Raw genomic sequence first — 24,889 nt, 5'->3', positions numbered from 1 at the left:
TGCGTTCCCACGCCCCAGTGTGGGAACGCTTCAGTAGGTCGCACTTCAGTGCGACAAACATAGCCAAGGGTCGAACCCCTTTTCTATCCGCAAAACCTTTAAGGAATAAAGAACTAATTGAAAAGGGCTTTGACCCGACTTATCTACCGTTCGGATATTTGAAAATAGCATTCCTCCTCGAAACTTTCCTTTCTTAAAGAGGCGCCTACCTCAGCGGAATGTCATTTTTCAAACGTCTCACCTCGGAGGTCACGATAAGGGAAGCACGACCGCAACCGGACAATGAACACGCAGTTTTCACTTTCCGTATCTCACATACGAATCATCATAGAAAAACCATATTAACCAACGGATTATTTTTTAAATTTCCTATACCTTGCTCATTTATACATTTTAAATAACTCAGTGATGCGCGTTTACACTGGCAGAAAATAAAAAACCGTCATAATATCAATGATTAATAATTCGGAGTGTTGAGATAACGCGCTGTGCATTCCTGATAAAAAGATGGAATAACGCGCACGCTCGTTTTGTTACTTTTTAATTTTGTGAATAGCTTTGTAAAACACTGAAAATTCAGTTAGTTGTAGAGATATTTAGATAGTTTTTAAAATGTGTAAACGCGCATGCGCATTAATAAAGTGTTATAGGGCAAGGAAATGCTGAGCGAATACCAACTAAGTGTTCTGTTTCTTGATGACGTGAGAATTTTTCTAATCTTCGCATTACTTATTTCAATCGCTTATTTCTATGCCAGCAAAAGCATTCTGGCCTCTTTACATGGAATGTTAATAATTGCGGCATTTTTATATGCGGCAATTGTTAGCGGCCACACAGATTATGGAATATCGGCCGAGTACTATTGGCCGCTCAATATTTTGTTACTTTTGGCGCTGGCTTCTGCGGTGTATTCTATCCGTGAATTTCCAGGCAAGCGCTGGGTTCATTTGTCACACTTGGGTACGTGTTTATCTGGTGTAATGATTTGGTTTGTAGGTGCAATGGCTATTTCCCATGATTGGATATAAAAACCCTATAACAAGCAAAGGCAGCATCGCCCTGCGGGCTGGACGGCTTCGCCGCCGCTGCTTTGGGCGTTATAACTGTAATCATTAGGGGCAGAGTGAAATCAAATCATACCGTAAAATGAATTTGTGGAAGGCTCTAATTTAGTCTATGCCGAAACTTTACTCTTGCCTCAATTATCCAGTTCACCATCTTAGTAGGATCCATTCTCTTAAAGGAAACTCAATAAAATGACTTTTTCTCATGATTACAGTAAATACACTATCGAACAACTTTCGGATATGAGAAAAAATATTAATGAAGAGAAGTATCCCGAAAAGGCTGAAGAGATAGCATCGGCTCTTGCTAAAAGAATGGAAGCGCCTGAGATTCAAGCCATGCTTGAAAAAGAGAAAAAAATAGCTAAAGAGAAAAAGCGAGATCTGAAATATTCAACATTTTGGCCTCGTTTTTGGGCTGCAACAATCGACGGGATACTATTCGCGATCATCTTATACATCGAATGTTTTGTGTTGGGTGTTGAGTTCAATGTACATAATCAATTTATTCAAACTTTTAATGCCATTCAGTTTTCTATCTATGTCATTTTTATGCATGGTTATTTTGGTCAAACTCTTGGGAAGAGGATAATGAAGGTGAAAGTGTTAGATCATGGCACTGAAACTAGGATAAATCTTAAACAAGCTCTGAGAAGGGAATCTGTCAATTTAACATTAAATATTTTTTGGCTATTCATTCTTCTTTTGTTCGTGCTAGAAATCCCAATACTAGGGAGTGCTTATAACCTACTTTATATTGTTTTGATTTTTTCTGTTCTATCGTCAATTTGGGGTATTTCCGAGTTTGTTACCATGTTGTTTAATGACAAACGACGAGCGCTTCATGATTTGATTGGCAAGACGGTTGTTGTTCGTATGCAGTGAAGCTGCTGGCGGGACGAAGGTCTGTATGCTTTCGTTTCGCTTCGTGTTATATGTTCATTAATCACCCCTGAAGCTTATGCACAACATCCTGTACAAGTCTGTGCTTTTTATCTACACTTGTCCTATATAATGTACAAGTGAGGTTGTAGATGAAAATTGTCTCTTTTACAGAAGCTCGAAATGGTCTTAAAACGGTTTTAGACGGCGTTATAAACGATGCAGATACTACTGTGATTACTCGCCGTGATTCTGACGACGCTGTGGTCATGTCATTGGATTACTATAATAGCCTTATGGAAACTGTCCATTTACTTCGTTCGCCTGCCAATGCGGAGCATTTAAATCGTTCTATTGAACAGTTTAAAGCTGGAAAAACGTCTCAGCGAGAGCTTATTAATGAGTAACAGACTTTTATCATGGACTGATGAAGCTTGGGGTAGCTACGTTTATTGGCAGACTCAAGATAAGAAAACCTTAAAGCGTATTAATAAACTGATTACAGATGTTCAGCGTTCTCCGTTTGAAGGAATTGGAAAGCCAGAAGCCTTAAAGGAAAATCTATCAGGTTTCTGGTCTCGTAGAATCAATGATACCAATCGTTTAGTTTACGCTGTAGAAGACACGACGATTACGATTCTCTCTTGTCGATATCACTACTAATAGGCAGCTTTAACTTACTAGCAGCGTAAACATTTACCGCTTTTTGGTTCGTGAAAGGTTTTCTTCTTATACTTCCATAATTTAATCTAATTCTACGTTCTGTTATTGGTGTCATCGCAGGGCAGAGTTGCTTATCATTTATCCCCGCAATAAAAACCGCTCTATAGTGTGGCTCTTGTGTGCCAGAGCCCGTTCCATGAAACCTACCAAGGAGTTAAATACATTTTATGTTTACCAATGAAATGGTTCATACCGCACTGCAAACATGGTGCGACAACGTTGTAAAAGTTGGTCAGGTTCATACGGAAGGGGGCGATACACAGGCCTTCTCTCTTCAAGTTTTATCAGATAATTATGATTACGATAATGGGAAGGTTCTGTTTAAACCGACTCAGACATTTGGGCAGCAAACCTTTCGCCCAACGAAGGAAGGCGCGTTGTCTTATTTTGTTGGTGGCAACAGTGACTACCCAGATGACAGAGGCTTTAAGCTCAAGCCTTGGATGAAAGTTTGGTACAGTAAGGAAGACTTTATATTGCATAACGACTTAGCGATTGTGCAATGTAATGTGCACTTTATCGGTGATGACGATAGCCACATTTTTGTGAATAAAAGCTTTGTTTTCAAAGAGTGTGATGACGGTAAAGTGCGTATTGTCTTACACCAATCTTCATTGCCTTATCAGCCTTAAAGTCAGTAGGATCTTGCTCTGATAACGAGTGAATTGGCGTATGCTTATTATTAGCTCTGCGTACGCCAAACTTGCTAGATAAATGGCATTTAACTCGTCAATGCAGATTCTAACAGTTGTTTAAATGATTCTACTGGATGCGCGCCAGCAATGGCATTTCTGCGATTCACAACCACAGTTGGCACGGATGAAATGCCCATTTGTTGCCATTGTGATTCGATTTGTTGAATGTGACGAGCGGAGCTTGTGTTTTCGAGTCGCGCTTTTGCTTCATTCACATCTAAACCAATGGCTTCGGCTTCTTTGAGTAAAACGTCACGATCTGACACGTCTTTATGCTCGGTGAAAAAGGCCGAGAAAAAGCGTAATTTCATTTCTGTTTGTAAGTCGCACTCTTTCGCGTATTCCAACAAAACATGCGCATCGCGAGTGTTTACAATCTTCATCTCTGGGAAATAGTCAAAGTCGAAACCAACTTCTTTGCCACGAGCTGTCATCTCTACGCGAAATTGTGCGCTGCTTTCGGGGGTTGAGCCATATTTACGAGCGGAATGTGCGCTTAATACTTCGCCTTCTGCTGGCATGTCTGGATTCAGTTCAAACGGTTGCCATTCAATCTCAACTTGATCCTGAACACCAAGTTCTTCAATGGCTTTTTCCAAGTTACGGTAACCAATAATGCACCAAGGACAAACCACATCGGACACAATGTCTATTTTTACTTTACTCATAATAAAACCCACTCACGATTCAAACAGTCTAGATAACATTAATATAAAACGTATTGGGCTAGGGGAGTGAGTAAATAAAGTGAACAATCGTTCAAGGTGGGGCGGATGAATTAATACAGCTTCTTGGTATTCATTTTCAATGTTGATACTTGCTCTTGCTTTCGGTTGTAAAAAAGCTGTAGAGAGTTTTGTCTAGGGATGCTTTAATTGGCATCAAACTTCTTTGAAATTAAGGGGTTACTATTGATATGTATTGCTTTTATTCTGAATGTAGGCTTTTTAATAACAAGTTAAAAATGGATTGAACTGAAGATTTGCCAGCAAGAGAGAAACGAAAACACTCGATGAATTGTTAGTATTTTTTGTCTAATCAAGTGTTTTCTCTCATATTCTTAGGTAGCTTGACTATAACTTAGGTCTTTAGTTTCGTACTCATCTTCATTGTGTTCAATGATGTTTTGTTCATTTGCTTGCTCTTCTGGTGGTTTGGTAACCCCCATAAACTTGCCGCCAGTTTCAATGCTCAGGTTGTCGCTGTAAACCGTACCTGTGACTCGGCCAGAGCTGAGTACTTCAATGTAAGTTGCTCGGCAAACACCTTCAAATGCGCCGTTAATGATGAGGCGCTCGGTAAGGATTTCTCCTACCACATTACCTGTTTCACTGATTCTAAGTAGGTTGTTTACTTCAATTTTCCCTTCAACGTAGCCATCAATTTGCATTTGGTTTTCTACTTTAATGTGTCCGTTGATTGAGCAACCTTCTGCGATGAGAGTTGTAGTTGATGACTGACTCTTAACTCGATTGTTCCCACTAAAGATTCCCATCCTATTCCTCTTACGTTTTTGAAAATTGAATCAAAATTATCAACATCCCAATCCAAAAAGGGTTTTGGATTAAGCGCTCTCCCAATAAACCTTACTTCATAATGAAGGTGTGGCCCAGAAGATAAACCACTATTTCCTGAATAAGCAATGAGATCGCCTTTTTTTACAAAGTCGCCTTTATTAGCGGCGAACTTACTTAAATGAGAGTAAGAACTGGAAAAACCATGAGAATGAAATATGCGCAGGTAGTTTCCAGAACCTTCATTGCTTGGTCGGGTCACTTCAATTATACCATCAGCGGGCGCATATACTGGAGTCCCTGTATTTACTGCGAAATCCTGTCCTCGGTGAAATCTCTTGATACCTGTAACAGGGTGTATTCGTTCACCGTAACCAGAAGACGTTCTTGCGTTTTTTACAGGAGCGCCACTGGGAATCTGAGTAAGCATGGTAATGCGTACTGACGAATTAATAGCGGCCGTGTCTAAGCGTGATTTAAGTTCGCCAGTCGCATCGTTTTCCATGCCCAACAGGTTTTCTAAATCGCCCAACCGGTCAGAGACCAATTGCATCTTTTCTTCCCGTTCTAGTAGATCGCTTTCTAAATTGGTTTTGAGCTCAGTTAAGGCGGTGAGTTCACGGCTTAAAGAAGACGATCTTGTTTCCAGCTCATTTTGTTTGATCTTGGCAAATTCGGCTTCATTAACTAGGTAATAAATCACGCTAGCCATGACGACTAGAGCAATAATGATGGCGTAACTAATGATTTTAAATGTATGGCGAAAACTCCTTCCAAAACGAAAGTGCTTGCTTCCATAAACTGAAGAAATGGAAATGGTTAAGTGGTCTTTCATTGCCTGTTTTTATCACCAACATAAAAATGATTGTTTAGGTATACAATAGAACATTTGCCTTTGTATAGCCTTTCTTACATATCAAAAGCCGCCTTTACACTTGAGATGAGTTTTTATTCGACTGTAGATGAGCGATAGATTTTATAGGAATTAGATAGAAGTTTTTAGATGATATTTTTAGTTTATTATTTTGCTTTTTTAAGTGTGCTGACTTTTTTGATTTACGGTATTGATAAATACGCCGCAAAAAGAGGCCGTCAGCGTGTCAGTGAACGCACCTTACATACTTTATCGTTTTTGGGTGGATGGTTTGGCGCTATGTTTGGTCAAAGTGTGTTCCGCCATAAAACCAAAAAGCGCCGTTTTCAAATGGTGTTTTGGTTGACTCTTGTTGCCAATGTTCTTATTTCGATGCTTTTTATCTTGATCTATAGAAGCTGGTCTTAGAGTGTTTTTATGGCTCTAATGCTTAGGCTGCTGATGTTACGAATGAAAAAGCGCGCCTAAGATGTAAAAAGGTGTGATTTTATCTGGCTGCATGAAACGATTTACTTTCCTCAATCTGTTTTCCCCTTTAATATCTTGTCATTGGGTCGTAACTTGGAATTTTAGAGCCTTACTTTCTTTGGTTTGAATTTACTGTTACTCGTAATCATTTATTTATATAGGAAACAAAAATGGCGGCTTTTGGTAGCGTGTTTATGCCTAAAATGGCATTAGCAACATTTGAAAACAATCAATGGAGTGAAGCAAACCTAGTCTCTTCAGATAGCATTCAATTGCATCCTGGCGCGCATGTATTGCATTACTCAAGTACCTGCTTTGAAGGGTTGAAGGCTTTTCGCCACGCTGATGGTAGTGTCCATGTGTTTCGTATGGATCAAAACATTAAGCGCTTAGCGCAAAGTAGCCGTTTGTTGTCTTTGCCAGAAATTGACGAAGCACAAGTGACTAAAATGATTTTGGATGTTGTTGCTGAATTCGCGAGTGAAGTACCTGAGTCTCCAGAGTCTATGTATATTCGCCCAACACACATAGGCACAGAAGCAAACGTAGGCAAAGCAGCAGGGGCAACAGCAGCTTCTATGTTGTACGTGCTATTGTCTCCAGTAGGAGATTACTTCACAGGTGGCGCAAAAGCATTGCGCCTTTTGTTGGACGAAACCGGTATGCGTTGCGCACCTCATATGGGCATGATCAAAAGTGGCGGTAATTACGCCAGTGCATTAGGTCCGATGAGGAAAGCCAATGAAGAAGTAAAAGCGGACCAGATTTTGTTCTGTCCAAATGGTGATGTACAAGAAACCGGAGCCGCGAACTTCTTGTTGATTGACGGCAACGAAATTATCACCAAAGGCTTGGACACGTCTTTCCTACACGGTGTGACTCGCTCTTCTATTTTGACGCTAGCAGCAGATTTGGGAATGACGGTAACAGAACGTGATTTGACTGTTGCGGAATTACTAGAGCGTGCCGCGAAACCAGAAGTAGAAGCTGTATTGTCTGGTACAGCAGCGGTATTAACTTCTGTAGGTACGTTTATTCATAATGGGAAAGAATACAAAGTTGGCTCTGGTGAACCTGGACCAATCGCCGATAAACTTCGCCAGACATTGAATGATATTCAGTGGGGTAAGTCAGAAGATACTCATAGTTGGTTGACAAAAGTAATCTGATTTATTTTTTTTAAATGATTTGGTTGATCTTAAAAGGGCTGAAATAAATTAGATTTCAGCCCTTTTAAGTTTCCTGTTTTACTTCTGTTAGAAGTTCAATCTTGCAGAAAACGATACAACATTGAAGACGTCATGACTGGCATAGTTTGCAGAAAGTGAAGCGTTCTCTGCTAAGTAATAAGCCAAGCCAACTTTAGTGTTACTTAGGCTGTCAGTATCATCACCTGTGAATTCAGATAGAGATAATCTAAGTTCTAAGCGTTCCGTTAATTGTGCATTAACACCAGCGGTTAAGCTAAAATCTGAGTCGATATGGTCAAGATTATAATCATTAAAATGAACAAGACCATAAAGATAGCTTGCACTGCCTACTTCGATATAATCGCCCACACCTATTCTTGAAACTTCAAGAGATCCATACTCAGCCAATTCTAATGAAAGCAATGGCACTATTGGTGTTTCAAAAGTAAGGGCGAGAGAGGAATAGTCAGCACTACCACCAGAATCATAGTCTATGTCACCTATTGCATATTCTACATATGATACCGTAGGTTCTGCATTTACACCGATGGAAGCCGCTGTAATAGCGACAGCTAAACCTGTTTGGATAAGTTTTTTCATTCTTTACTCCGTTAAATACTGATTTTAAAAGTTGGGTGATATGGTTAGTTTTTACCTACTTTATATTCAACGGCAATAGGCTAGAAAACTTTAATTTAGTATTAAAAAATTGCCATGATGTGAGTGTTTAATGGTATAAAAAAGTACTTAAGGTGTATGAAGGTTTGTTTATATGAGAAGTGTCATGAAAAAACTCTGCTTTCCGATTTTGAATATGTTTGAGTCTGGGGAAGGGGAATACGATTATAAAAAATCTCACCGTACGATTTTGCTGGTATTAGGTTTGCTGTGTTTTGTTATTGCCACGGTATCCTTGGTGTTTACATTGAAAACAGGTGAGTTCGCAGGAGTCATTCCAATTGCTGTTTTTGGTATAACGGGCATCGTATGTGAAGTTGTTGGGTTATTAGGCAGTGATCAGGCTGTTGCCAGGATTTGGAAGCGCCATTGATATAATCGATAGCTTAAAAAGAAATATAAAAAAGGCGACTCACTTTTAAAGTGAGTCGCCTTTTTGCTAACTAGGGGAAGCGTTTGGGCTATTTAGAGAAGTTATTTACGGTCTTTACCCTTGTGCATTTTTTCAGCGCAATTGTCTAAACGTTCTTCCTGAAGCTTAACGAATTTTTCTTTTTGCTCAGGTGTCAAAATGCTGATCATTTGGTATTGCTTGCTTAGCATACTCACTTGGCGTTTGATGTGTTTTTGAGCCATTTCTTGTGCGATTTTAGTCGCTTCAGCTGGATCAAATTTGTCTGCTAATAGTAAGCCGTTTAGTTGTTCAAGCTTTTGTTCTTGAGCTTCTTTGCGCTTTTCGGAAACGCCGTTTTCTTTACGCTTTTCTCTATCTGCTTTGTGGTCTTCTTTGCCCGCTTTGCGCAGTTCTTTTAATTGGTCTTTTTGGGCATCAGTTAGTTCTAATTTTTTCAAGATACCGCGGTCTAGACCCGGGAAGCATTGTCCGTCTCCGCCTTTATGGTCTTTTCCGCCAAAAGCCAACGCGCTACCAGCACTTAATGCGAATGGAAGAACAACAGATGCTAAGATGATTTTTTTTGCCATTTTCATATTCATTTCCTTCTATATTGTAGGGTGGTATTCGTTATTGCGCTGCGTGTTCAGCGAATAGGGATAGAATAGAGTTTGCTAGGTAAAGTGGCGTATTGCTAAGGTAAAGTATCGTAAAGGCCTGATCATTGTTGTTATTTCAACGTAAAATATACTTAATGACTTGTCTCTTTAATCATTTTTCAGGAAAAGCACATGCCACATATATTAATCATTGATGACGATATTGAGTTAAGTGATTTACTTAAAGAGGTGTTGTTATTTGAAAATTGTGCAGTCTCTACCGCCTATGATGGGTTGGAAGGATTAGATGCAATGGATGAAAGTGTGGATTTGGTTTTACTTGATGTAATGATGCCTAAACTAAACGGCTTTGAAACCTTAAAGCAGTTGCGAGAAAAATGGGATGTTCCAGTGTTAATGCTAACCGCGAAAGGTGATGAAATAGACCGCGTTGTTGGGCTTGAACTCGGCGCAGATGACTATTTACCTAAGCCATTTAGTGAGCGTGAATTGCTAGCAAGAATACGTGCCATATTACGAAGAACTCAAGTCACCAAGGCTGGAACACAAAATGACTATGTCATGTATCGGGACATTAAACTTTATCCTGGTCGATTAGAGGCTTATTGCAATGGCGATCTTTTGGATTTAACCAGTACGGAGTTTGCTTTATTGCATTACTTCCTACTTAACCCTGGGCAAATACTCACGAAAGAAGTCTTGAGCTTAGAGGTTTTAGGAAAACGCTTGGCAGCATTTGATCGAGCGGTAGATATGCATGTATCTAACTTAAGGAAGAAATTACCAGATTGGCCTAATGGCAAACCGAGAGTCAAAACATTGCGTGGCCGAGGCTACTTATTGGCTGAGGGAGAATAATGAAGTTACCCAAAATTACCAGTTTATATGGTCGCATTTTCGCTATTTTCTGGTTCACCATGTTCTTAGTGATTCTGGCTGTACTGGCTTTACCGCGCTTAGATCCTCGATTAACGAAAGATATTTCACCTCCTCATTATAGTGACATGCTTCAAGTGAGAGACAGAGTTGAGCAAGAGTTTGTCAAACACAAACAGCTTTATTCCGTCATAGATGAAATAGAGCGTCGCTCGAAGCGTGGCGATGAAGACAGCAAACTGCGTTTGTATATTACGGACCTTGATGGTGAGATTCAGGTTTGGTCTCGTCGGTCTGATTTCACATTGAGAATGTTACGAAACTTCGTCACTCGAGTAGAAGACCCCCTTAAGCCTCAACAAAAGTTATATGGCAGAGTCATGTTGTCAGGGCCCTTCCCGATTAAGCTTGGTGATGAAGATCGTCTTCTTTATATCGGAATAAAAAAGAGTGAGCCTCCAAGTTTCCTATTGCAACTCTTTGATCAACCATTTCGTCTACTTTTAGCGGTTATGTTGGTGAGTACGCCTTTACTTTTATGGCTTGCTTGGGCGTTAAGTCAACCTGCTCGCCGATTGGAAAAAGCAGCGCAAAGAGTGGCGCAAGGCGTGTTTGAAACGGACCCTAGTTTGGAAAAAGGCACCTCTGAATTTCGCCAAGCAGGTGAAAGCTTCAACCAAATGGTGGAAGCGGTGAACAACATGATTTGTCGGCAACAGCGATTGTTGTCGGATATTTCTCATGAATTACGTTCGCCATTAACTCGATTGAGAATGGCGCAGGCGTTGGCCACAAGAAAGCAGGGTGAAAGTACGGAACTGACTCGGATTGATACGGAAGCGCACCGACTTGAGCAGATGATAGGCAAGTTGCTTGAGTTATCGAGCATGCAGGTGGACAACCATACAAACAGAGAAGCACAGCCTCTTTCTAGTTTATGGGAAGAGCTACTGACAGATTGTCAGTTTGAAGCCGAACATATGGGCAAAGTACTCCACGTGCCAGCGATTCCAAATCGCTCTATTGTTTGTTATCCGCAGCTTTTAATGAGTGCGCTGGAGAATATTGTTCGTAATGCTATTTCTTATGGTAAAGATGAAATCCGTGTTGATATGAGAGAGGAACCGAAAGCGCTACATATCCGTATTGAGGACAACGGTGAAGGAGTTCCTGATGAAGAGTTAGAGTCTATCTTTAGACCTTTTTATCGAGTGTCAACGGCTCGTGACCGTCATAGTGGCGGAACAGGTTTAGGTTTGGCCATTACAGAAAGTGCGATTCGCCAACATAATGGTTCTGTGTCTGCATCTCGTAGTAAAATGGGCGGTTTGTTAGTTGAAGTGACCTTGCCATTAGTGTGACTTAGCTCGTGAAAACTGGGGCCATAAAAAGATGATGTATTCCATGGCTAGGAAAGTTGTAATACCGCCAACAGCCTCGTTGCGTATGGATGTATTATGCACTTTAAGTTGGACAGCACGTTCGAACATGAAAATTGCCTTTTTTGCCTTTAGTGAGGGAACGTTAAAGTTGATCGTTTAGTCAGCCTCAACATGAAAGGTGGCTGGTATAAAAAATAGGCTGAGGTTTAGGAAAAGAGTTTGTCTATTTTAAGGAAGTGGGCTTTTTTCGAGCCCATTTAGGTGTTTTTACAGTTGTTTCACCTCGTAACCTTTGTTTTTAAGTTTTTTCAAAATGCTGTCTGGTCCTGCGAGATGCATAGCACCGACCATAATAAACTCAACTTGTGAGTCATTTAGCATGGTTTCGATTTGAGGCATCCATAGGTTGTTGCGCTTTATTAGAAGCGAATCGTACACGTCTGGGTAGTCTCTTTTTAGATCTACAATTTCTAAACTTGCCATGGTTTCCATGTCGCCACGACGCCAGCTGTTGCGAAGCTTATCCATTGTGCTCGGCATCTCTTTAATGTCGTCTAGAGCGTATTCTATGATCTGCTTTTCGTTTTCCTGATTAAAGCTACTGAGAGCAGAGATTTGTTCTTCTGGTTCTTCTAGCCAACCTTTTGGCTTGTTTTCCTGTGTGGCTTTGCGTGAATAAAACATATCTACACCTTCACTGGTGTAGCCCAGATGTTTTAGTTCAATCATATTCAAGGACATTGCCAAACCACTTGGTTTCAGGTTTTGTACCGCATTGATGGGAATGTTTCGGCTGTTCAGATAATCGACAAGGGATTGATAAGTGTCAGATGGCAGTATCTTATCCAGTGTCATTCCGTCGGTATAAAGCATTTTATCTCGAAGATTTTTTTGAAAAGCAGCAGAGCTAATGGTGTCCATGTTGGTTTCAAAAATGACCTTCGAGGATGCTTGGTAAGCAATGTCGTAGGCTTTAGGTAAAGGATAATCTTGCGGTGTTAAAAGATGAATAGTGCCGCCAATGTAAACTGTGTTTGTCTCTGATGAGACCTTCCAGACGGAAGCCGCTTGCGTTTGAAGTGTGGCAGCGGCGAGAAGAGTCAAGCCAACTTTTTTTAAGAAATGCATGTCTGCCTCGAATAAAACTTGTTTGTTGGAATAGGTGATGTCGCCACTGTTTCTTTAAATAGTGGTACTATCTCCGCCGTTTTCAATGCCAGTGTAGTGTCTATCGATGAAAAAAGAATATGTTTCTATTGGTCTTACAAACCCTAAAGGGGTTGAGAATGTAGGTTCAGTAATGAGAGCGGCGGGGTGTTATCAAGTAGATCAGGTTTTGTATTCTGGTCAGCGTTATGATCGTGCAGCAAAAATGACGACAGATACCAAAAACGCCAGTTCTACTATTCCTTTAATCAATATAGAAACCCTAAGTGCTGAAACTCTAATCGATGCTGTTGAGCCTGACACTCAAATAATATGTGTTGATTTAATACAAGGTGCGACTCCGTTACCGAGCTTTCAGCACCCAGAAAAGGCGTTATATATTTTTGGACCAGAAGATGGCACGATTTCTCAAAAGATTGTCGATCGAGCCGATCATGTAGTGTTTGTTCCAACGGTTGGTTGTATGAACTTGGCGGCTTCGGTGAATGTGCTGCTGTATGATCGTTTGGCAAAATCCGCTAGAGCCGATGCGGGAGATGACTGGATTAAGCAGAGTAAAGATGTAAATAACAATGTAAAAGTGCGTTCTTAATCAAGCTCTTTCTTTGTTTTATTGATTATTTTTCAAATAGTTAACTCTATGTTGGCTGAGATAAAAAGAGATCAATGAAAGAATATCTTTTTCGTTTTTTTAAACAGAAAAAACGAAGATCCTCTCATGAAAATACTCAAGTTATTGATGTTCACTGGTTTGACTTTAACGATTCCGACTTTACGTAGAAAAACCACCGAAAAAGCTAGAGCCATTCAAAGCTGAATTAGAGCTAGGAGTTATCGCTACGTCAGGTAATACAGAAAACACCTCTTTCTGAGTACAAAAGAGAACACGGATACAGTGGCGAGTGTGTCATTGGCCTGTGCATTTTAATTGAAATAGTTGAGATTTTGGTTATGCGTTATCAAGGAATAAAAGTGACTTTAATCACCGGATTTTTAGGAGCAGGCAAAACAACTTTGATCCGTCAGTTACTGGAAAAAGCCCCTGCAAATGAAAAATGGGCTGTTCTGGTAAATGAATTTGGTGATATTGGGCTAGATAGCGCGTTTTATTCTGAATCGGGTGTTGCCATTAAAGAAGTACCAGGTGGTTGCGTTTGTTGCACCACCTCGGCCGCTTTTCAGCAAGGCTTGAATCAACTCATTCGACAATACAATCCGGATCGAATTCTCATTGAGCCTTCAGGTCTTGGTCATCCAAAACAAATTGTCCAAAAGTTACGCAGCGATTTGTATCAAGATGTTTTATTGCTCACAGGCGTTTTCTGCGTTTTAGATGCTCGTAATTTACAAGATGAGCGTTATACCCAACATGAAATTTTTAATGATCAAATTGAGTCGGCTAATGGCATCGTCTTGAGTCACTCTGACAAATATAAAAACGCTGACATAAGCTTTTTAAATCGTTACTTCGGTGATGAATCTAAAGCGCAACCTGCGCTTTTTATGTCTAATCCTATGAAGCTGGATCTTGCGGATTTAGATGTCGGGCTAAAAGATGTATTAGTTGAGGAGAAAGCGTCTGAGTATTCTCATGCCCACTCGCATTCACATGAGCATCACGTCGCTTCCGAAGATTGTTTACTGAACTCACCTTGGCATTATCAAAAGCATCAGGATGCAATGCAGGTTTTGGGTTGGCGTTGGCCGATAGAGCAGCGCTTTAATGAAAAGGCTTTACAGTCTACGATTGAAGATATGTCGATATTGGAAGGGGTTTACCGAATCAAAGGTGTTTTTTCAATTGACTCAACAGAAGCATTATTAGTGAATGTTTCCCGTGGGGAAGTGAGTTTTACTAAAACCCCATGGCAGGAAACAAGCCGAATGGAAGTGATTGGAAACCTAGAGAGTAATTGGCCTGTTAAGGTGAAAGAAGGGAAGGCTTTTTTCTTTAGTTGAGTTTTTGAGAGCTGGTTTACATTCAATTTTCTGACTTAGATTGTAAAATTAAAAAGCTATATTGATTTATTTTGTCATTAACTTTGGCACCTTTTGTTATTGAGAGAATGACGCTTATAGAGGAAGCTTTCTACTATAGAAAGAGTTCTTCTTTGGGCTCATAAAACAATAACAAAAAGAGGTCTGAGGCTATGCCTGAATATAAAGCGCCATTACGAGATATAAAATTTGTTACCGAAGAAGTGCTTAAATTCAATGAGCACTATGCGAAGTTACCAGGTGCAGAAGACGCCACACCAGATATGGTATCTGCTATTCTTGAAGAAGGCGCTAAATTTGCTGAGCGTGTTCTTTCTCCTCTAAACCGTGTTGGTGATCAACAGGGTTGTCAATTCAAAGACGGCGTTGTAACAACGCCAGACGGATTCAAAGAAGCTTATCAACAATACGTTGAAGGTGGCTGGCCGTCGTTATCTCATCCTGAAAGTGTTGGTGGACAAGGCTTACCAGATTCCCTTGGGATGATGGTGACAGAGATGATTGCGACTTCCAATTGGTCCTGGGGCATGTACCCAGGCTTGAGTCATGGTGCGATGAATACTATTGAAATTCATGGTACGGATGAGCAAAAAGACATTTATTTAACCAAACTTGTTTCTGGCGAATGGACAGGCACCATGTGTTTGACTGAGCCTCATTGCGGTACAGATTTGGGTATGTTGAAAACCAAAGCTGAACCTCAGGAAGACGGCAGTTATGCCATTACAGGCACGAAAATCTTTATTTCAGCTGGTGAGCATGACATGGCTGAAAACATTGTTCATATCGTGTTAGCGCGACTCCCCGATGCGCCTGCCGGAACAAAAGGGATTTCGCTCTTTATTGTGCCGAAATTCAGCGTAGATGCGTCAGGTGAAAAAGCTGACCGCAACCAAGTGTCATGTGGCTCGATTGAACACAAGATGGGGATTCATGGGAATGCCACTTGTGTGATGAACTTTGATGGAGCCAAAGGCTTTTTGATTGGGCTTCCGAATCGCGGCTTAAACTGCATGTTCACCTTTATGAATACGGCACGTATTGGTACAGCCTTGCAAGGTCTTGCTCATGCTGAATGGGCTTTGCAAAACTCAGTGGCTTATGCCAAAGATCGCCTGCAAATGCGTTCTTTGTCTGGCCCGAAAGTGCCAGAAAAAGCTGCGGATCCTATTATTGTTCACCCAGATGTTCGCCGTATGCTACTGACTCAGAAAGCCTTTTCTGAAGGTGGTCGAGCGCTTATTCACTATTGTTCAATGCTGGTGGATACCACGAAGCATGGCACAGAAGACGAAAAAGCCGAAGCCGATGAATTGATGTCTTTATTGACGCCAATTGCAAAAGCCTTTTTAACCGAAACAGGTTTTGAAGCGGCTAACCAGGGTCTACAAGTGTTTGGTGGTCATGGCTTTATTGCAGAATGGGGTATGGAACAAAACGTACGAGATTGTCGTATTTCCATGTTGTATGAAGGCACAACAGGGATTCAAGCTTTGGATTTATTGGGTCGTAAAGTCCTAATGACACAAGGCGCGACGTTACGTCGTTTCACCAAAATTATTCATAAATTCTGTAAGGAACATAAAGGCGATAAACGCTTCAAATCCTACATTAGTGCATTAGATAAGCTAAATGGCGAGTGGGGCGATTTGACCATGAAAGTTGGCATGAAAGCCATGCGTAATAAAGACGAAGTGGGCGCGGCGTCAGTTGATTACCTTATGTTCTCAGGTTATGTCGTATTAGCTTACTTCTGGGCTCGTATGGCTGTGGTTGCCAAAACAAAGCTAGAAGAGGGCACAGATGAAGTCGGTTTCTATACTGCGAAATTGCAAACAGCCACTTTCTATTACGAGCGCCTGTTGCCTCGCACGAAAGCACATGCCGAAGCTATGTTGTCAGGCGTTGATAACCTATTAGCAATGGATGAAGAAAACTTTCTATTTTTGAATGCTTAATGTTTTAACTGTTTATAAAAATAATTCTAAAAAGGTTGAAGAGGTAACTATTATGAGCGAAGCAAAATCAGTATTTGAATCTATGTTTGGTCGTTTTGATGCGGATGAAGCGGATGATATGGAAGCAGTGTTCCAATTTGACTTAGACGACGCTGACAGCTACCACTTAAGTATCAATGATGGGAAATGTGAGATGGGTGAAGGGGATCATGACGACCCAACCGTAACGTTAAGTATGGACTTAGATACATTAAAAGACGTAATGAGTGGAGAATTAGATGGCATGACTGCTTTCATGCAAGGTAAAATTCGTGCAGACGGAGACATCATGTTAGCGACAAAACTGACGCAAATTTTCCCTTCATAGGTTCGTGAATGAAATTTGATCAAGTGCAAAAGCTCAGCAAAGGTATATTTGGCTGAGCTTTTGCACTTGTTTTGCTCTCCTCAATAAAAACAACAAATGGAGCTTTATATGAATGTGGATACTTCACCTCATAATGGTTTAGACGCTAGACCAGAGCCCGGCAGCTATTTACCCGATTCGTTAAATCCACGTAGTTACCGTTCTCTGACAGATATTTTTGCGGTAGCAACGGACAGGTTTGCAGATCTCCCAGCTTTTACCAGTGTGGGAAGAACACTGACGTATCGTGAACTAAATGAAAAATCCAATCAGTTTGCCGCCTATCTTCAGCACGAAACAGATTTGGTTCCTGGTGATCGAATCGCCATTCAATTACCGAATGTTATTCAATACCCTGTTGTGCTTTTTGGCGCGATGAAAGCAGGGCTTATTGTCGTTAATACAAATCCTTTATACACACCAAAAGAGCTAGAGCATCAGTTTAATGATGCAAACGTAAAGGCTCTGGTTGTATTCGCCAATATGGCCAGCAATGTTGAAAAGATCATTGCTAAGACCTCAATCAAGCACGTTATTGTTACTGAAATTGCAGACTTTCATGCGCCATTCAAACGTCTCTTAATTAACTCAGTTGTTAAGTATGTGAAGAAAATGGTTCCTTCTTATAACCTTCCTAATGCTGTCAGTTTGAACAGTGTGCTGGCGAAAGGTGCTGATAAGAAAGTGTCTGTTTATGAAGCAAAACCTGAAAGCATTGCTGTATTGCAATACACAGGTGGTACAACGGGTGTAGCAAAAGGCGCGATGCTTACTCACGCCAACTTGATTGCCAATATGAATCAGTTGAGCTCCCGTTTGCGCAGCATACTAGAAGAAGGTACTGAAACTTATATTGCGCCTTTACCGCTTTATCATATTTACGCCTTCTTGATTCACGGCTTAACCCTTTTAGAGCAGGGCGGCCACAGTGTTTTGATCCCTAATCCAAGAGATTTACCTGGTTTTGTTAAAGAGCTTAAGAATTGGGATTTCACTGGTTTTGTGGGACTAAACACCTTATTTGTTGGTCTTTGTAATAATCCAGAGTTTCGTGAGTTAGGTTTCTCACATCTTAAGCTAACTTGTTCTGGCGGTATGCCATTGACGCATTTTGCCGCTGATGAATGGAAAAAAGTGACCGGCTGCCAAGTGGTGGAAGGTTACGGCTTAACTGAGACATCGCCTGTTGTGGCATTTAACCCAATCGGTAAAGAACAGATTGGTACGATCGGTGTGCCTGTTGATGAAACCGAGATAAAGATACAAGATCGCGATGGTCAAACCTTGCCACAAGGTGAATCTGGCATGTTGTGCGTGTGTGGTCCTCAAGTCATGAAAGGTTATTGGAAACAGGAAGCAGCGACTCGTGATGTGATGACGGAAGACGGATTCTTAATCACGGGTGACATTGCGGTACAGCACGAGGATGGTTATTTACAAATCGTTGATCGCTCTAAAGATATGATTATTGTCTCTGGCTTTAATGTGTACCCAACAGAAGTGGAAGATTGTGTGTCGTCGCACCCTGATGTACTGGAATCTGCTGCGATTGGTGTTCCTGATGATAAAACCGGTGAAGCGGTAAAAGTGTTTTTGGTGTTAAAAGGAGACGTAGAAACGTTAGATGTTCAAACTTTGCGTGCTTATTGCAAAGAGAATTTAGCCGCTTATAAAGTGCCTAAATATATTGAAGTGAGAACAGACTTGCCGAAAACCAATGTAGGTAAAGTTCTACGTCGAGCCTTAAGGGAAGAAGAACAGACTAAGTAAGGGATAAGGTGAATGAGCAAGCTATTGCAGCCTATTACAATAGCTGAATCACCATTACATGAGAGATAACCTAGTTATTTTCACAGGAGGCAAGGATGAGTCGGTTTATTACTGAAAATATTGAGTCTGGTATTCAGCTTCTATGTTTTGACAGAGTAGAAAAACGGAACGCCATAACGTTAGATATGTATCAAACCTTGGCTGATTTACTGCATAGTGCAGAAAGAAATCCTGATATCAAAGCGACTTTGATAAGAGGTGCTGGAGACCACTTTTCTGCGGGCAATGACATTAATGAGTTTGTCGAAATTGCCCAGAAACCTGAGAAGATGGAAGCGGCTATGGCTTTTTTACAGGCGATAGCAACCTATAAAAAACCGCTTATTGCTGCGGTCGAAGGTCGAGCCGTTGGGGTTGGCGCCACCATGCTGTTGCACTGTGATTTGGTATTATCTTCCCGTGAAGCGCGTTTCCAATTTCCTTTTGTGCAATTGGGCTTAGTGCCTGAAGCTGCATCGAGTTACTTTTTGCCAAAACTTGTAGGCCATCAAAAAGCCTTTGAGTTTTTGGTTTTAGGGGAAACGTTTGATGCTCAAGAAGCCTACGAAATGTCACTGATTAACCACCTTTGTGAAGAAGGGGAAGCGTATAAACTGGCCTTTTTATACGCGGAAAAAGTAGCGGCTTTGCCTCCAGAGGCGGTGGCTCTCAGCAAAGATTTATTGAAGTTTCATGATCAAGATAATGTGCAGATGACGCTAAGGCGTGAAGGGCGAATATTTAAAGACCGTTTACGCTCGCCAGAAGCTCATCAGGCTTTTTCTGGTTTCTTATCTCGTAATAAATAATCTATTTAAATTGATACAACACAGAACGGCTCCATTTAAATAATGGAGCCGTTTTTTGTTTGTTCTGATGAAAGGTTGAATATTTTTGTCAGTTAACTGGCGCTTTTTTGTTATTGATGAAAATCATTCCCAAACTACTATAGATAGTATGAAAATAATAAAAAACGAGGGGCTTATGAAAATTCTAGTATCCGTAAAACGAGTCATTGACTACAACGTTAAGGTTCGTGTCAAAGCAGACCATACAGCGGTCGATCTTACTAACGTAAAAATGTCCATGAACCCTTTTTGTGAAATCGCAGTAGAAGAAGCTATTCGTCTAAAAGAAAAAGGCGTGGCATCGGAAGTGGTTGTGGTTTCTGTTGGTTCTAAAACATGCCATGAAACATTACGAACAGCATTGGCTTTAGGAGCTGACCGTGCCATTCAAGTGGATGCAGAAGACGGTTTAGACTCTCTTTCTGTCGCTAAACTCCTAGCAAAAGTAGCTCAAGAAGAATCGGCTGATTTGATCATTATGGGCAAACAAGCAATTGATTCAGACAATAATCAAACCGGTCAAATGGTGGCAGCCTTGTTGGATTACCCACAAGCCACTTTTGCTTCCGAAGTCGTTATCGAAAATGGTGAAGCGCAAGTTACCCGAGAAATCGATGGTGGACTACAAACCTTGTCGATCACTCTTCCTGCGGTTGTCACAACCGATTTACGCTTAAACGAGCCACGCTTTGCGTCTCTACCAAACATTATGAAAGCCAAGAAAAAGCCATTGGATGTGAAAACGCCTGCGGGTCTTGGTGTCGAAATTGGTTCTAACGTCAGCATAGTTTCTGTTACGCCTCCGCCGCAGCGAATTGGTGGTATCAAAGTAGGCTCGGTTGCTGAGTTAGTGGACAAACTAAAAAATGAAGCGAAGGTGGTGTCATGAGCGTATTAATTATTGCAGAACATGATAATAAGTCTTTGAAGCCTGCGACATTAAATGTCGTGACGGCTGCAACAAAAATTGATTCGGAAGTGCATTTGTTGGTAGCAGGGTTTGAATGTCAAACCGTTGTAGAACAAGCTGCGCAGGTGTCAGGTGTCATGAAAGTTATGGTGGCTGACAATGCCGTCTATGAACACCAATTGGCAGAAAACGTTTCTAAATTAGTGGTCGAAATTGCCAGTGATTACGGTCACATTTTGGCGCCTGCAACCACAACAGGTAAGAATACCTTACCACGCGTGGCTGCTTTGTTGGATGTCGCTCAATTGTCAGATGTGATCAAAGTGGAATCACCAGACACTTTTGTTCGACCTATTTATGCGGGCAATGCTATTGCGACAGTGAAAAGCACGGACACAGTGAAAGTCATGACGATTCGTGCAACAGGGTTTGATGCCTCGTCTGCACAAGGTGGCAATGCAGAGCGTGAAGTGCTTTCTCAAGTGATTGCTTCTGACCGTAGTCGATTTGTAAAAGAGCAACTGGCTGAATCAGATCGACCTGAATTAACCGCTGCAGGCGTTATTATTTCTGGTGGTCGCGGTATGGGGAATGGCGACAACTTTAAATTATTGGAAGGTGTGGCAGATAAACTTGGTGCTGCGATTGGTGCTTCCCGAGCAGCCGTTGATGCAGGCTTTGTGCCTAATGATTTACAAGTTGGCCAGACAGGTAAAACGGTTGCTCCTGATCTGTATATCGCAGTCGGTATTTCCGGTGCGATTCAGCATTTGGCTGGCATGAAAGATTCCAAAATCATTGTCGCTATTAACAAAGATGAAGAAGCCCCGATTTTTCAAGTGGCAGATTATGGTTTGGTAGCGGATTTATTCGAAGCCGTTCCAGAGCTAGAAAATAGTCTTTAGGTTTTAGACCGCTTTCTAATAGACAATGGAATTTTCAAATACCAGACAATGGCGGAAAACATGACCGTCATTGTCATAATAAAAATAATTGGAGACCAGCATGATATTCGAAGGACAAGCAGTCAAGGTTGCAGTCGATGATGCAAGTGTGGCAACTGTCACTCTGGATTTGGTTGGCGAATCGGTTAATAAATTTAATAGCCTGACACTGAAAGAGCTGGCCGAAGCCATTGATGCGCTTAAACATACGGCAGACATTCAAGGTGTGATTTTTGCGAGCGCCAAAGACGTTTTTGTTGTAGGTGCTGACATTACGGAATTTACTACTTGGTTTAAGCTCGATGATGAAGAGCTTGCCGATAAGCTCCGAGACGCACACGTCATTTTTAACACGATTTCTGATTTGCCTTACCCAACGGTTACCGCTATTAACGGCATCGCCTTGGGTGGTGGCATGGAATTGTGCTTGGCTTGTGATTATCGAGTCATGGCAGATTCAGCGAAAATTGGCTTGCCTGAAACACAGCTTGGTATTTATCCAGGTTGGGGCGGCAGTGTACGTTTACCTCGTTTAATCGGCCCTGATAATGCCTGTGAGTGGATTTGTGGCGGTGCTCAAAAGCGCAGCGCAGATGCGTTTAAAGATGGTGCAGTCGATGCGGTTGTTCCTGCTGCGAAAGTGAATGATTCGGCTCGTCACCTTATTCAACAAGTGCTTGATGGTAAGCTAGATTATCATGCTCGCCGTGAAGAGCTGCGTGCGCCAATGGTGTTTTCTCCAATCGAAAAAATGATGATATTTGAATCGGTTCGTGGTGTGGTTGGTGCAAAGGCGGGTAAACATTATCCTGCACCAATGATGGCGATTAAAACGATCGAGAAAGGCATCAGCCAAGATATGGAAAAAGCTCTCGATACTGAAATCAAAGGGTTTATTAAATTGGCCAAAGGGCCTGTTGCCAAGTCTTTGGTTAATCTATTCCTAAGCGATCAGCAGATTAAGAAAACTGCGAGCAAATACGCGAAAAACGCAACGCCTGTAAAACAAGCGGCTGTATTGGGTGCGGGCATTATGGGAGGCGGTGTGGCTTATCAGTCGGCCTCTAAAGGCACGCCAATCATCATGAAAGACATTCGACCAGAAGCCTTAGAGCTTGGTTTGAGTGAAGCGAATAAGCTCTTTAATGGTCAAGTTGAACGTGGTCGTTTAACCGCAGATAAAGCCTTTAAAGCAATGAATGGCATTGTTCCAGCATTAAGCTATGGCGAGTTTGAACATGTTGATCTTGTTGTTGAAGCGGTTGTTGAGAACGTCAAAATCAAAAAATTTGTGCTTGCTGAAGTGGAAGGGAAAATCGCAGATGATGCAATTTTGACATCAAATACCTCGACTATTTCCATTACAGAATTGGCAAAAAACCTAAAACGCCCAGAAAATTTCTGTGGTATGCATTTCTTTAATCCAGTGCATCGTATGCCTTTGGTTGAAGTTATCCGAGGTGAAAAATCCAGCGATGCGGCGATTGCAAAAACCGTCGCCTATGCACAAGCCATGGGGAAAACACCTGTTGTGGTGAATGATTGCCCTGGTTTCTTGGTTAACCGTGTATTGTTCCCTTACTTCGCTGGATTCTCCTTGATGATGCAGGAAGGGGCGGACTTCCAAGTGGTTGATAAAACCATGGAGAAATTCGGTTGGCCAATGGGTCCTGCTTATTTGTTGGATGTGGTTGGTGTTGATACGGCTTTTCATGCGGACCAGGTTATGGCAGAAGGTTTCCCTGATCGAATGAAACATGAAGGCAAAAACGCTGTAGATCGTCTGTTTGAGCTAGAGCGTTTTGGTCAGAAAAATGGCAAAGGTTTTTATACCTATGAGCCAGATCGTAAAGGCAAGCCGAAGAAAATCTTCAATGATGAAATTAACGATCTACTTGCTCCTGTTGTTTTGTCTCAATCTGAGTTAACAGAAGAAGACATTATTTCTCGTATGATGATTCCACTTTGTATCGAAACGGTTCGTTGTGTGGAAGAAAACATTGTGGCATCAGCAGCCGAAGCGGACATGGGATTGATCTACGGTATTGGTTTCCCTCCATACCTTGGTGGTGCTTTGCATTACTTAGACCAAATGGGACTGCAGGCGTTTTGTGACCTTGCAGACAAATACAGCCACTTAGGTAAGTTGTATGAGCCAACCGCGAAAATGCGAGATATGGCGAAAAACAACGAAACTTATTACGGCGCATAATTTCCCATAGGCTAGAGGAGAATGACCATGAAATTGAATCCAAATGATGTCGTGATTATCGATGCAATTCGCTCACCGATGGGTAAAACGAAAAACGGTGTATTTCGCAATGTACGTGCAGAGAATTTATCTGCAGGCTTGGTGAAAGCCTTGTTTAAGCGTAACCCGAATGTAGACCCAAAAGACGTAGAAGATTTGATCTGGGGCTGTGTTAACCAAACCCTAGAGCAAGGTTTTAATATGGCCCGTGCGGTGTCCTTGTTAGGTGGCTTGCCTCTTACTTGTGGAGCCCAAACGGTGAACCGTTTATGTGGTTCGTCTATGTCTGCGATTCATACGGCAGCGCAAGCCATTATGACAGGCCAAGGCGATGTGTTTGTTGTGGGTGGTGTTGAGCACATGGGACACGTTGGCATGATGCATGGCGTAGATGTGAATCCAGCTTTGTCTAAGCACATGGCAAAAGCTTCCATGATGATGGGCGTAACGGCTGAAATGCTCGGTAAAATGCACGGTGTAAGCCGTGAAGTACAAGATGAGTTTGCAGTACGTTCCCATCGTCTTGCCTATGAAGCAACGATTCAAGGCCGTTTCAATAATGAAATAGTCGCTCTTGAAGGTCATGATGCTGAAGGCAATAAGATTTTGGTAGAAGTGGATGAAGTCATTCGTCCAGAAACATCTATGGAATCTCTTGCTGGTTTGAAACCTGTCTTTATGCCAAAAGTTGGAACCGTGACAGCGGGTACATCGTCTGCCTTGTCCGATGGCGCGTCTGCTATGTTGATGATGTCAGCACAAAAAGCGCAAGATCTTGGCTTAACGCCGATTGCGAAAGTTCGCAGCATGGGCGTGGCGGGTTGTGATCCAGCGATTATGGGTTATGGACCTGTTCCTGCAACGAAGAAAGCGCTAAAGCGTGCAGGCTTAACCATTGATGATATGGATATTGTTGAGTTGAACGAAGCCTTTGCTGCGCAATCTATTCCAGTATTGAAAGACTTAAAACTGCTTGATTTAGTGGATCAGAAAGTAAATTTAAACGGTGGTGCGATAGCCCTTGGCCATCCGTTAGGTTGTTCTGGTACGCGTATTTCAACGACCTTGTTGAACATCATGCAAGAAAAAGGCGCCACATTAGGACTTGCGACCATGTGTATTGGTATGGGGCAAGGTATCGCAACGGTATTTGAGCGGGTTTAATCGCTAGAAATCCCATAGTTAAGCAAAGCCTCGTACTTTATTAGTGCGGGGCTTTTTTGTTTGGTGGCAAGCAG

Annotated in this window: 26 protein-coding genes; 20 read left to right on the top strand and 6 right to left on the bottom strand. The window is 41.7% G+C overall.

Features of this window, described 5'->3' with window-relative positions:
• Nucleotides 1–659 precede the first annotated feature (659 nt).
• The 5 genes from ABFY09_RS03240 to ABFY09_RS03220 all read left to right on the top strand — a co-directional run bounded on the left by ABFY09_RS03240 (nucleotide 660) and on the right by ABFY09_RS03220 (nucleotide 3,301).
• The gene (locus tag ABFY09_RS03240) at nucleotides 660–1,028 is read left to right on the top strand and encodes a hypothetical protein (RefSeq protein ID WP_347982860.1); all 369 of its coding nucleotides are present in this window, start codon (nucleotides 660–662) and stop codon (nucleotides 1,026–1,028) included.
• A 228-nt stretch (nucleotides 1,029–1,256) separates the two neighbouring features.
• The gene (locus tag ABFY09_RS03235) at nucleotides 1,257–1,949 is read left to right on the top strand and encodes an RDD family protein (RefSeq protein ID WP_347982859.1); all 693 of its coding nucleotides are present in this window, start codon (nucleotides 1,257–1,259) and stop codon (nucleotides 1,947–1,949) included.
• Between the two features lie 149 nt (nucleotides 1,950–2,098).
• Entirely contained in the window at nucleotides 2,099–2,353 is a 255-nt protein-coding gene (locus ABFY09_RS03230; RefSeq protein ID WP_347982858.1) for a type II toxin-antitoxin system prevent-host-death family antitoxin, read from the top strand.
• Nucleotides 2,346–2,609 (top strand): Txe/YoeB family addiction module toxin, encoded by a 264-nt coding sequence (locus tag ABFY09_RS03225; protein WP_347982857.1) that lies wholly within the window; start codon nucleotides 2,346–2,348, stop codon nucleotides 2,607–2,609. The genes ABFY09_RS03230 and ABFY09_RS03225 overlap by 8 nt, the downstream gene beginning before the upstream one ends.
• 227 nt (nucleotides 2,610–2,836) lie before the next feature.
• Nucleotides 2,837–3,301: a phosphoribosyl-AMP cyclohydrolase gene (locus tag ABFY09_RS03220; RefSeq protein WP_347982856.1), complete on the top strand. Its 465-nt coding sequence runs from the start codon at nucleotides 2,837–2,839 to the stop codon at nucleotides 3,299–3,301.
• A gap of 89 nt (nucleotides 3,302–3,390) precedes the next feature.
• Here ABFY09_RS03220 and ABFY09_RS03215 read toward each other — a convergent pair whose 3' ends face one another.
• The 3 genes from ABFY09_RS03215 to ABFY09_RS03205 all read right to left on the bottom strand — a co-directional run bounded on the left by ABFY09_RS03215 (nucleotide 3,391) and on the right by ABFY09_RS03205 (nucleotide 5,713).
• A complete protein-coding gene (locus ABFY09_RS03215) occupies nucleotides 3,391–4,032 on the bottom strand; it encodes a DsbA family oxidoreductase (RefSeq protein ID WP_347982855.1) in 642 nt (213 codons plus the stop codon).
• 392 nt (nucleotides 4,033–4,424) lie between these two features.
• A complete protein-coding gene (locus ABFY09_RS03210) occupies nucleotides 4,425–4,754 on the bottom strand; it encodes a polymer-forming cytoskeletal protein (protein ID WP_347982854.1) in 330 nt (109 codons plus the stop codon).
• 8 nt (nucleotides 4,755–4,762) lie between these two features.
• The gene (locus tag ABFY09_RS03205; RefSeq protein WP_347982853.1) at nucleotides 4,763–5,713 is read right to left on the bottom strand and encodes a peptidoglycan DD-metalloendopeptidase family protein; all 951 of its coding nucleotides are present in this window, start codon (nucleotides 5,711–5,713) and stop codon (nucleotides 4,763–4,765) included.
• 168 nt (nucleotides 5,714–5,881) lie between these two features.
• Here ABFY09_RS03205 and ABFY09_RS03200 point away from each other — a divergent pair, with 168 nt between their 5' ends.
• Both ABFY09_RS03200 and ABFY09_RS03195 read left to right on the top strand, forming a co-directional pair.
• Nucleotides 5,882–6,160: a DUF1294 domain-containing protein gene (locus tag ABFY09_RS03200; protein ID WP_347982852.1), complete on the top strand. Its 279-nt coding sequence runs from the start codon at nucleotides 5,882–5,884 to the stop codon at nucleotides 6,158–6,160.
• Nucleotides 6,161–6,390: 230 nt separating this feature from the next.
• Nucleotides 6,391–7,389 (top strand): branched-chain amino acid aminotransferase, encoded by a 999-nt coding sequence (locus ABFY09_RS03195; RefSeq protein WP_347982851.1) that lies wholly within the window; start codon nucleotides 6,391–6,393, stop codon nucleotides 7,387–7,389.
• An 87-nt stretch (nucleotides 7,390–7,476) separates the two neighbouring features.
• Here ABFY09_RS03195 and ABFY09_RS03190 read toward each other — a convergent pair whose 3' ends face one another.
• On the bottom strand, nucleotides 7,477–8,010 hold the full coding sequence (locus ABFY09_RS03190; RefSeq protein WP_347982850.1) for a hypothetical protein: 534 nt from the start codon (nucleotides 8,008–8,010) through the stop codon (nucleotides 7,477–7,479).
• 184 nt (nucleotides 8,011–8,194) lie between these two features.
• Here ABFY09_RS03190 and ABFY09_RS03185 point away from each other — a divergent pair, with 184 nt between their 5' ends.
• Nucleotides 8,195–8,461, top strand: a complete 267-nt coding sequence (locus ABFY09_RS03185; RefSeq protein WP_347982849.1) for a hypothetical protein — start codon at nucleotides 8,195–8,197, stop codon at nucleotides 8,459–8,461.
• Nucleotides 8,462–8,562: 101 nt separating this feature from the next.
• Here ABFY09_RS03185 and ABFY09_RS03180 read toward each other — a convergent pair whose 3' ends face one another.
• Nucleotides 8,563–9,078 carry a CpxP family protein gene (locus ABFY09_RS03180; protein WP_347982848.1) on the bottom strand — a complete coding sequence of 172 codons (516 nt, stop codon included), beginning with the start codon at nucleotides 9,076–9,078 and terminating at the stop codon, nucleotides 8,563–8,565.
• A 195-nt stretch (nucleotides 9,079–9,273) separates the two neighbouring features.
• On the opposite strand from ABFY09_RS03180, the gene ABFY09_RS03175 reads away from it, so the two are divergent.
• Together ABFY09_RS03175 and cpxA are read left to right on the top strand one after the other, a co-directional pair.
• Nucleotides 9,274–9,960: a response regulator gene (locus ABFY09_RS03175; RefSeq protein WP_347982847.1), complete on the top strand. Its 687-nt coding sequence runs from the start codon at nucleotides 9,274–9,276 to the stop codon at nucleotides 9,958–9,960.
• Nucleotides 9,960–11,339, top strand: coding sequence for an envelope stress sensor histidine kinase CpxA (cpxA, locus tag ABFY09_RS03170; protein WP_347982846.1), 1,380 nt, complete (start codon nucleotides 9,960–9,962; stop codon nucleotides 11,337–11,339). The genes ABFY09_RS03175 and cpxA overlap by 1 nt, the downstream gene beginning before the upstream one ends.
• A 288-nt stretch (nucleotides 11,340–11,627) precedes the next feature.
• On the opposite strand, the gene ABFY09_RS03165 is transcribed toward cpxA, so the two are convergent.
• The gene (locus tag ABFY09_RS03165) at nucleotides 11,628–12,488 is read right to left on the bottom strand and encodes a TraB/GumN family protein (protein ID WP_347982845.1); all 861 of its coding nucleotides are present in this window, start codon (nucleotides 12,486–12,488) and stop codon (nucleotides 11,628–11,630) included.
• A 106-nt stretch (nucleotides 12,489–12,594) separates the two neighbouring features.
• On the opposite strand from ABFY09_RS03165, the gene ABFY09_RS03160 reads away from it, so the two are divergent.
• From ABFY09_RS03160 to fadA, 10 genes are all read left to right on the top strand, one after another.
• On the top strand, nucleotides 12,595–13,119 hold the full coding sequence (locus ABFY09_RS03160) for an RNA methyltransferase (RefSeq protein WP_347982844.1): 525 nt from the start codon (nucleotides 12,595–12,597) through the stop codon (nucleotides 13,117–13,119).
• A gap of 380 nt (nucleotides 13,120–13,499) precedes the next feature.
• Nucleotides 13,500–14,486 (top strand): CobW family GTP-binding protein, encoded by a 987-nt coding sequence (locus ABFY09_RS03155; RefSeq protein WP_347982843.1) that lies wholly within the window; start codon nucleotides 13,500–13,502, stop codon nucleotides 14,484–14,486.
• Nucleotides 14,487–14,677: 191 nt separating this feature from the next.
• Nucleotides 14,678–16,483 carry an acyl-CoA dehydrogenase C-terminal domain-containing protein gene (locus ABFY09_RS03150; protein WP_347982842.1) on the top strand — a complete coding sequence of 602 codons (1,806 nt, stop codon included), beginning with the start codon at nucleotides 14,678–14,680 and terminating at the stop codon, nucleotides 16,481–16,483.
• Nucleotides 16,484–16,535: 52 nt separating this feature from the next.
• Nucleotides 16,536–16,850, top strand: coding sequence for an SCP2 sterol-binding domain-containing protein (locus ABFY09_RS03145; RefSeq protein WP_347982841.1), 315 nt, complete (start codon nucleotides 16,536–16,538; stop codon nucleotides 16,848–16,850).
• A 108-nt stretch (nucleotides 16,851–16,958) separates the two neighbouring features.
• Entirely contained in the window at nucleotides 16,959–18,659 is a 1,701-nt protein-coding gene (locus ABFY09_RS03140) for an AMP-binding protein (protein WP_347982840.1), read from the top strand.
• Nucleotides 18,660–18,754: 95 nt separating this feature from the next.
• The gene (locus ABFY09_RS03135) at nucleotides 18,755–19,507 is read left to right on the top strand and encodes an enoyl-CoA hydratase-related protein (RefSeq protein WP_347982839.1); all 753 of its coding nucleotides are present in this window, start codon (nucleotides 18,755–18,757) and stop codon (nucleotides 19,505–19,507) included.
• Between the two features lie 175 nt (nucleotides 19,508–19,682).
• Nucleotides 19,683–20,435: an electron transfer flavoprotein subunit beta/FixA family protein gene (locus ABFY09_RS03130; RefSeq protein WP_347982838.1), complete on the top strand. Its 753-nt coding sequence runs from the start codon at nucleotides 19,683–19,685 to the stop codon at nucleotides 20,433–20,435.
• Nucleotides 20,432–21,361, top strand: coding sequence for an FAD-binding protein (locus ABFY09_RS03125; protein ID WP_347982837.1), 930 nt, complete (start codon nucleotides 20,432–20,434; stop codon nucleotides 21,359–21,361). The genes ABFY09_RS03130 and ABFY09_RS03125 overlap by 4 nt, the downstream gene beginning before the upstream one ends.
• 100 nt (nucleotides 21,362–21,461) lie before the next feature.
• Nucleotides 21,462–23,612 carry a fatty acid oxidation complex subunit alpha FadB gene (gene fadB / locus ABFY09_RS03120; RefSeq protein WP_347982836.1) on the top strand — a complete coding sequence of 717 codons (2,151 nt, stop codon included), beginning with the start codon at nucleotides 21,462–21,464 and terminating at the stop codon, nucleotides 23,610–23,612.
• A 27-nt stretch (nucleotides 23,613–23,639) separates the two neighbouring features.
• Nucleotides 23,640–24,815, top strand: a complete 1,176-nt coding sequence (fadA, locus tag ABFY09_RS03115) for an acetyl-CoA C-acyltransferase FadA (RefSeq protein ID WP_347982835.1) — start codon at nucleotides 23,640–23,642, stop codon at nucleotides 24,813–24,815.
• Nucleotides 24,816–24,889: the final 74 nt, after the last annotated feature.

Origin of the sequence: Marinomonas sp. 5E14-1 (assembly GCF_039939215.1) — a bacterium.
In the GTDB taxonomy this organism is placed as follows: Bacteria; Pseudomonadota; Gammaproteobacteria; order Pseudomonadales; family Marinomonadaceae; genus Marinomonas.
The sequence above is the reverse complement of the archived record's forward strand: the minus strand, read 5'-3'. Positions and strand labels throughout refer to the sequence as shown.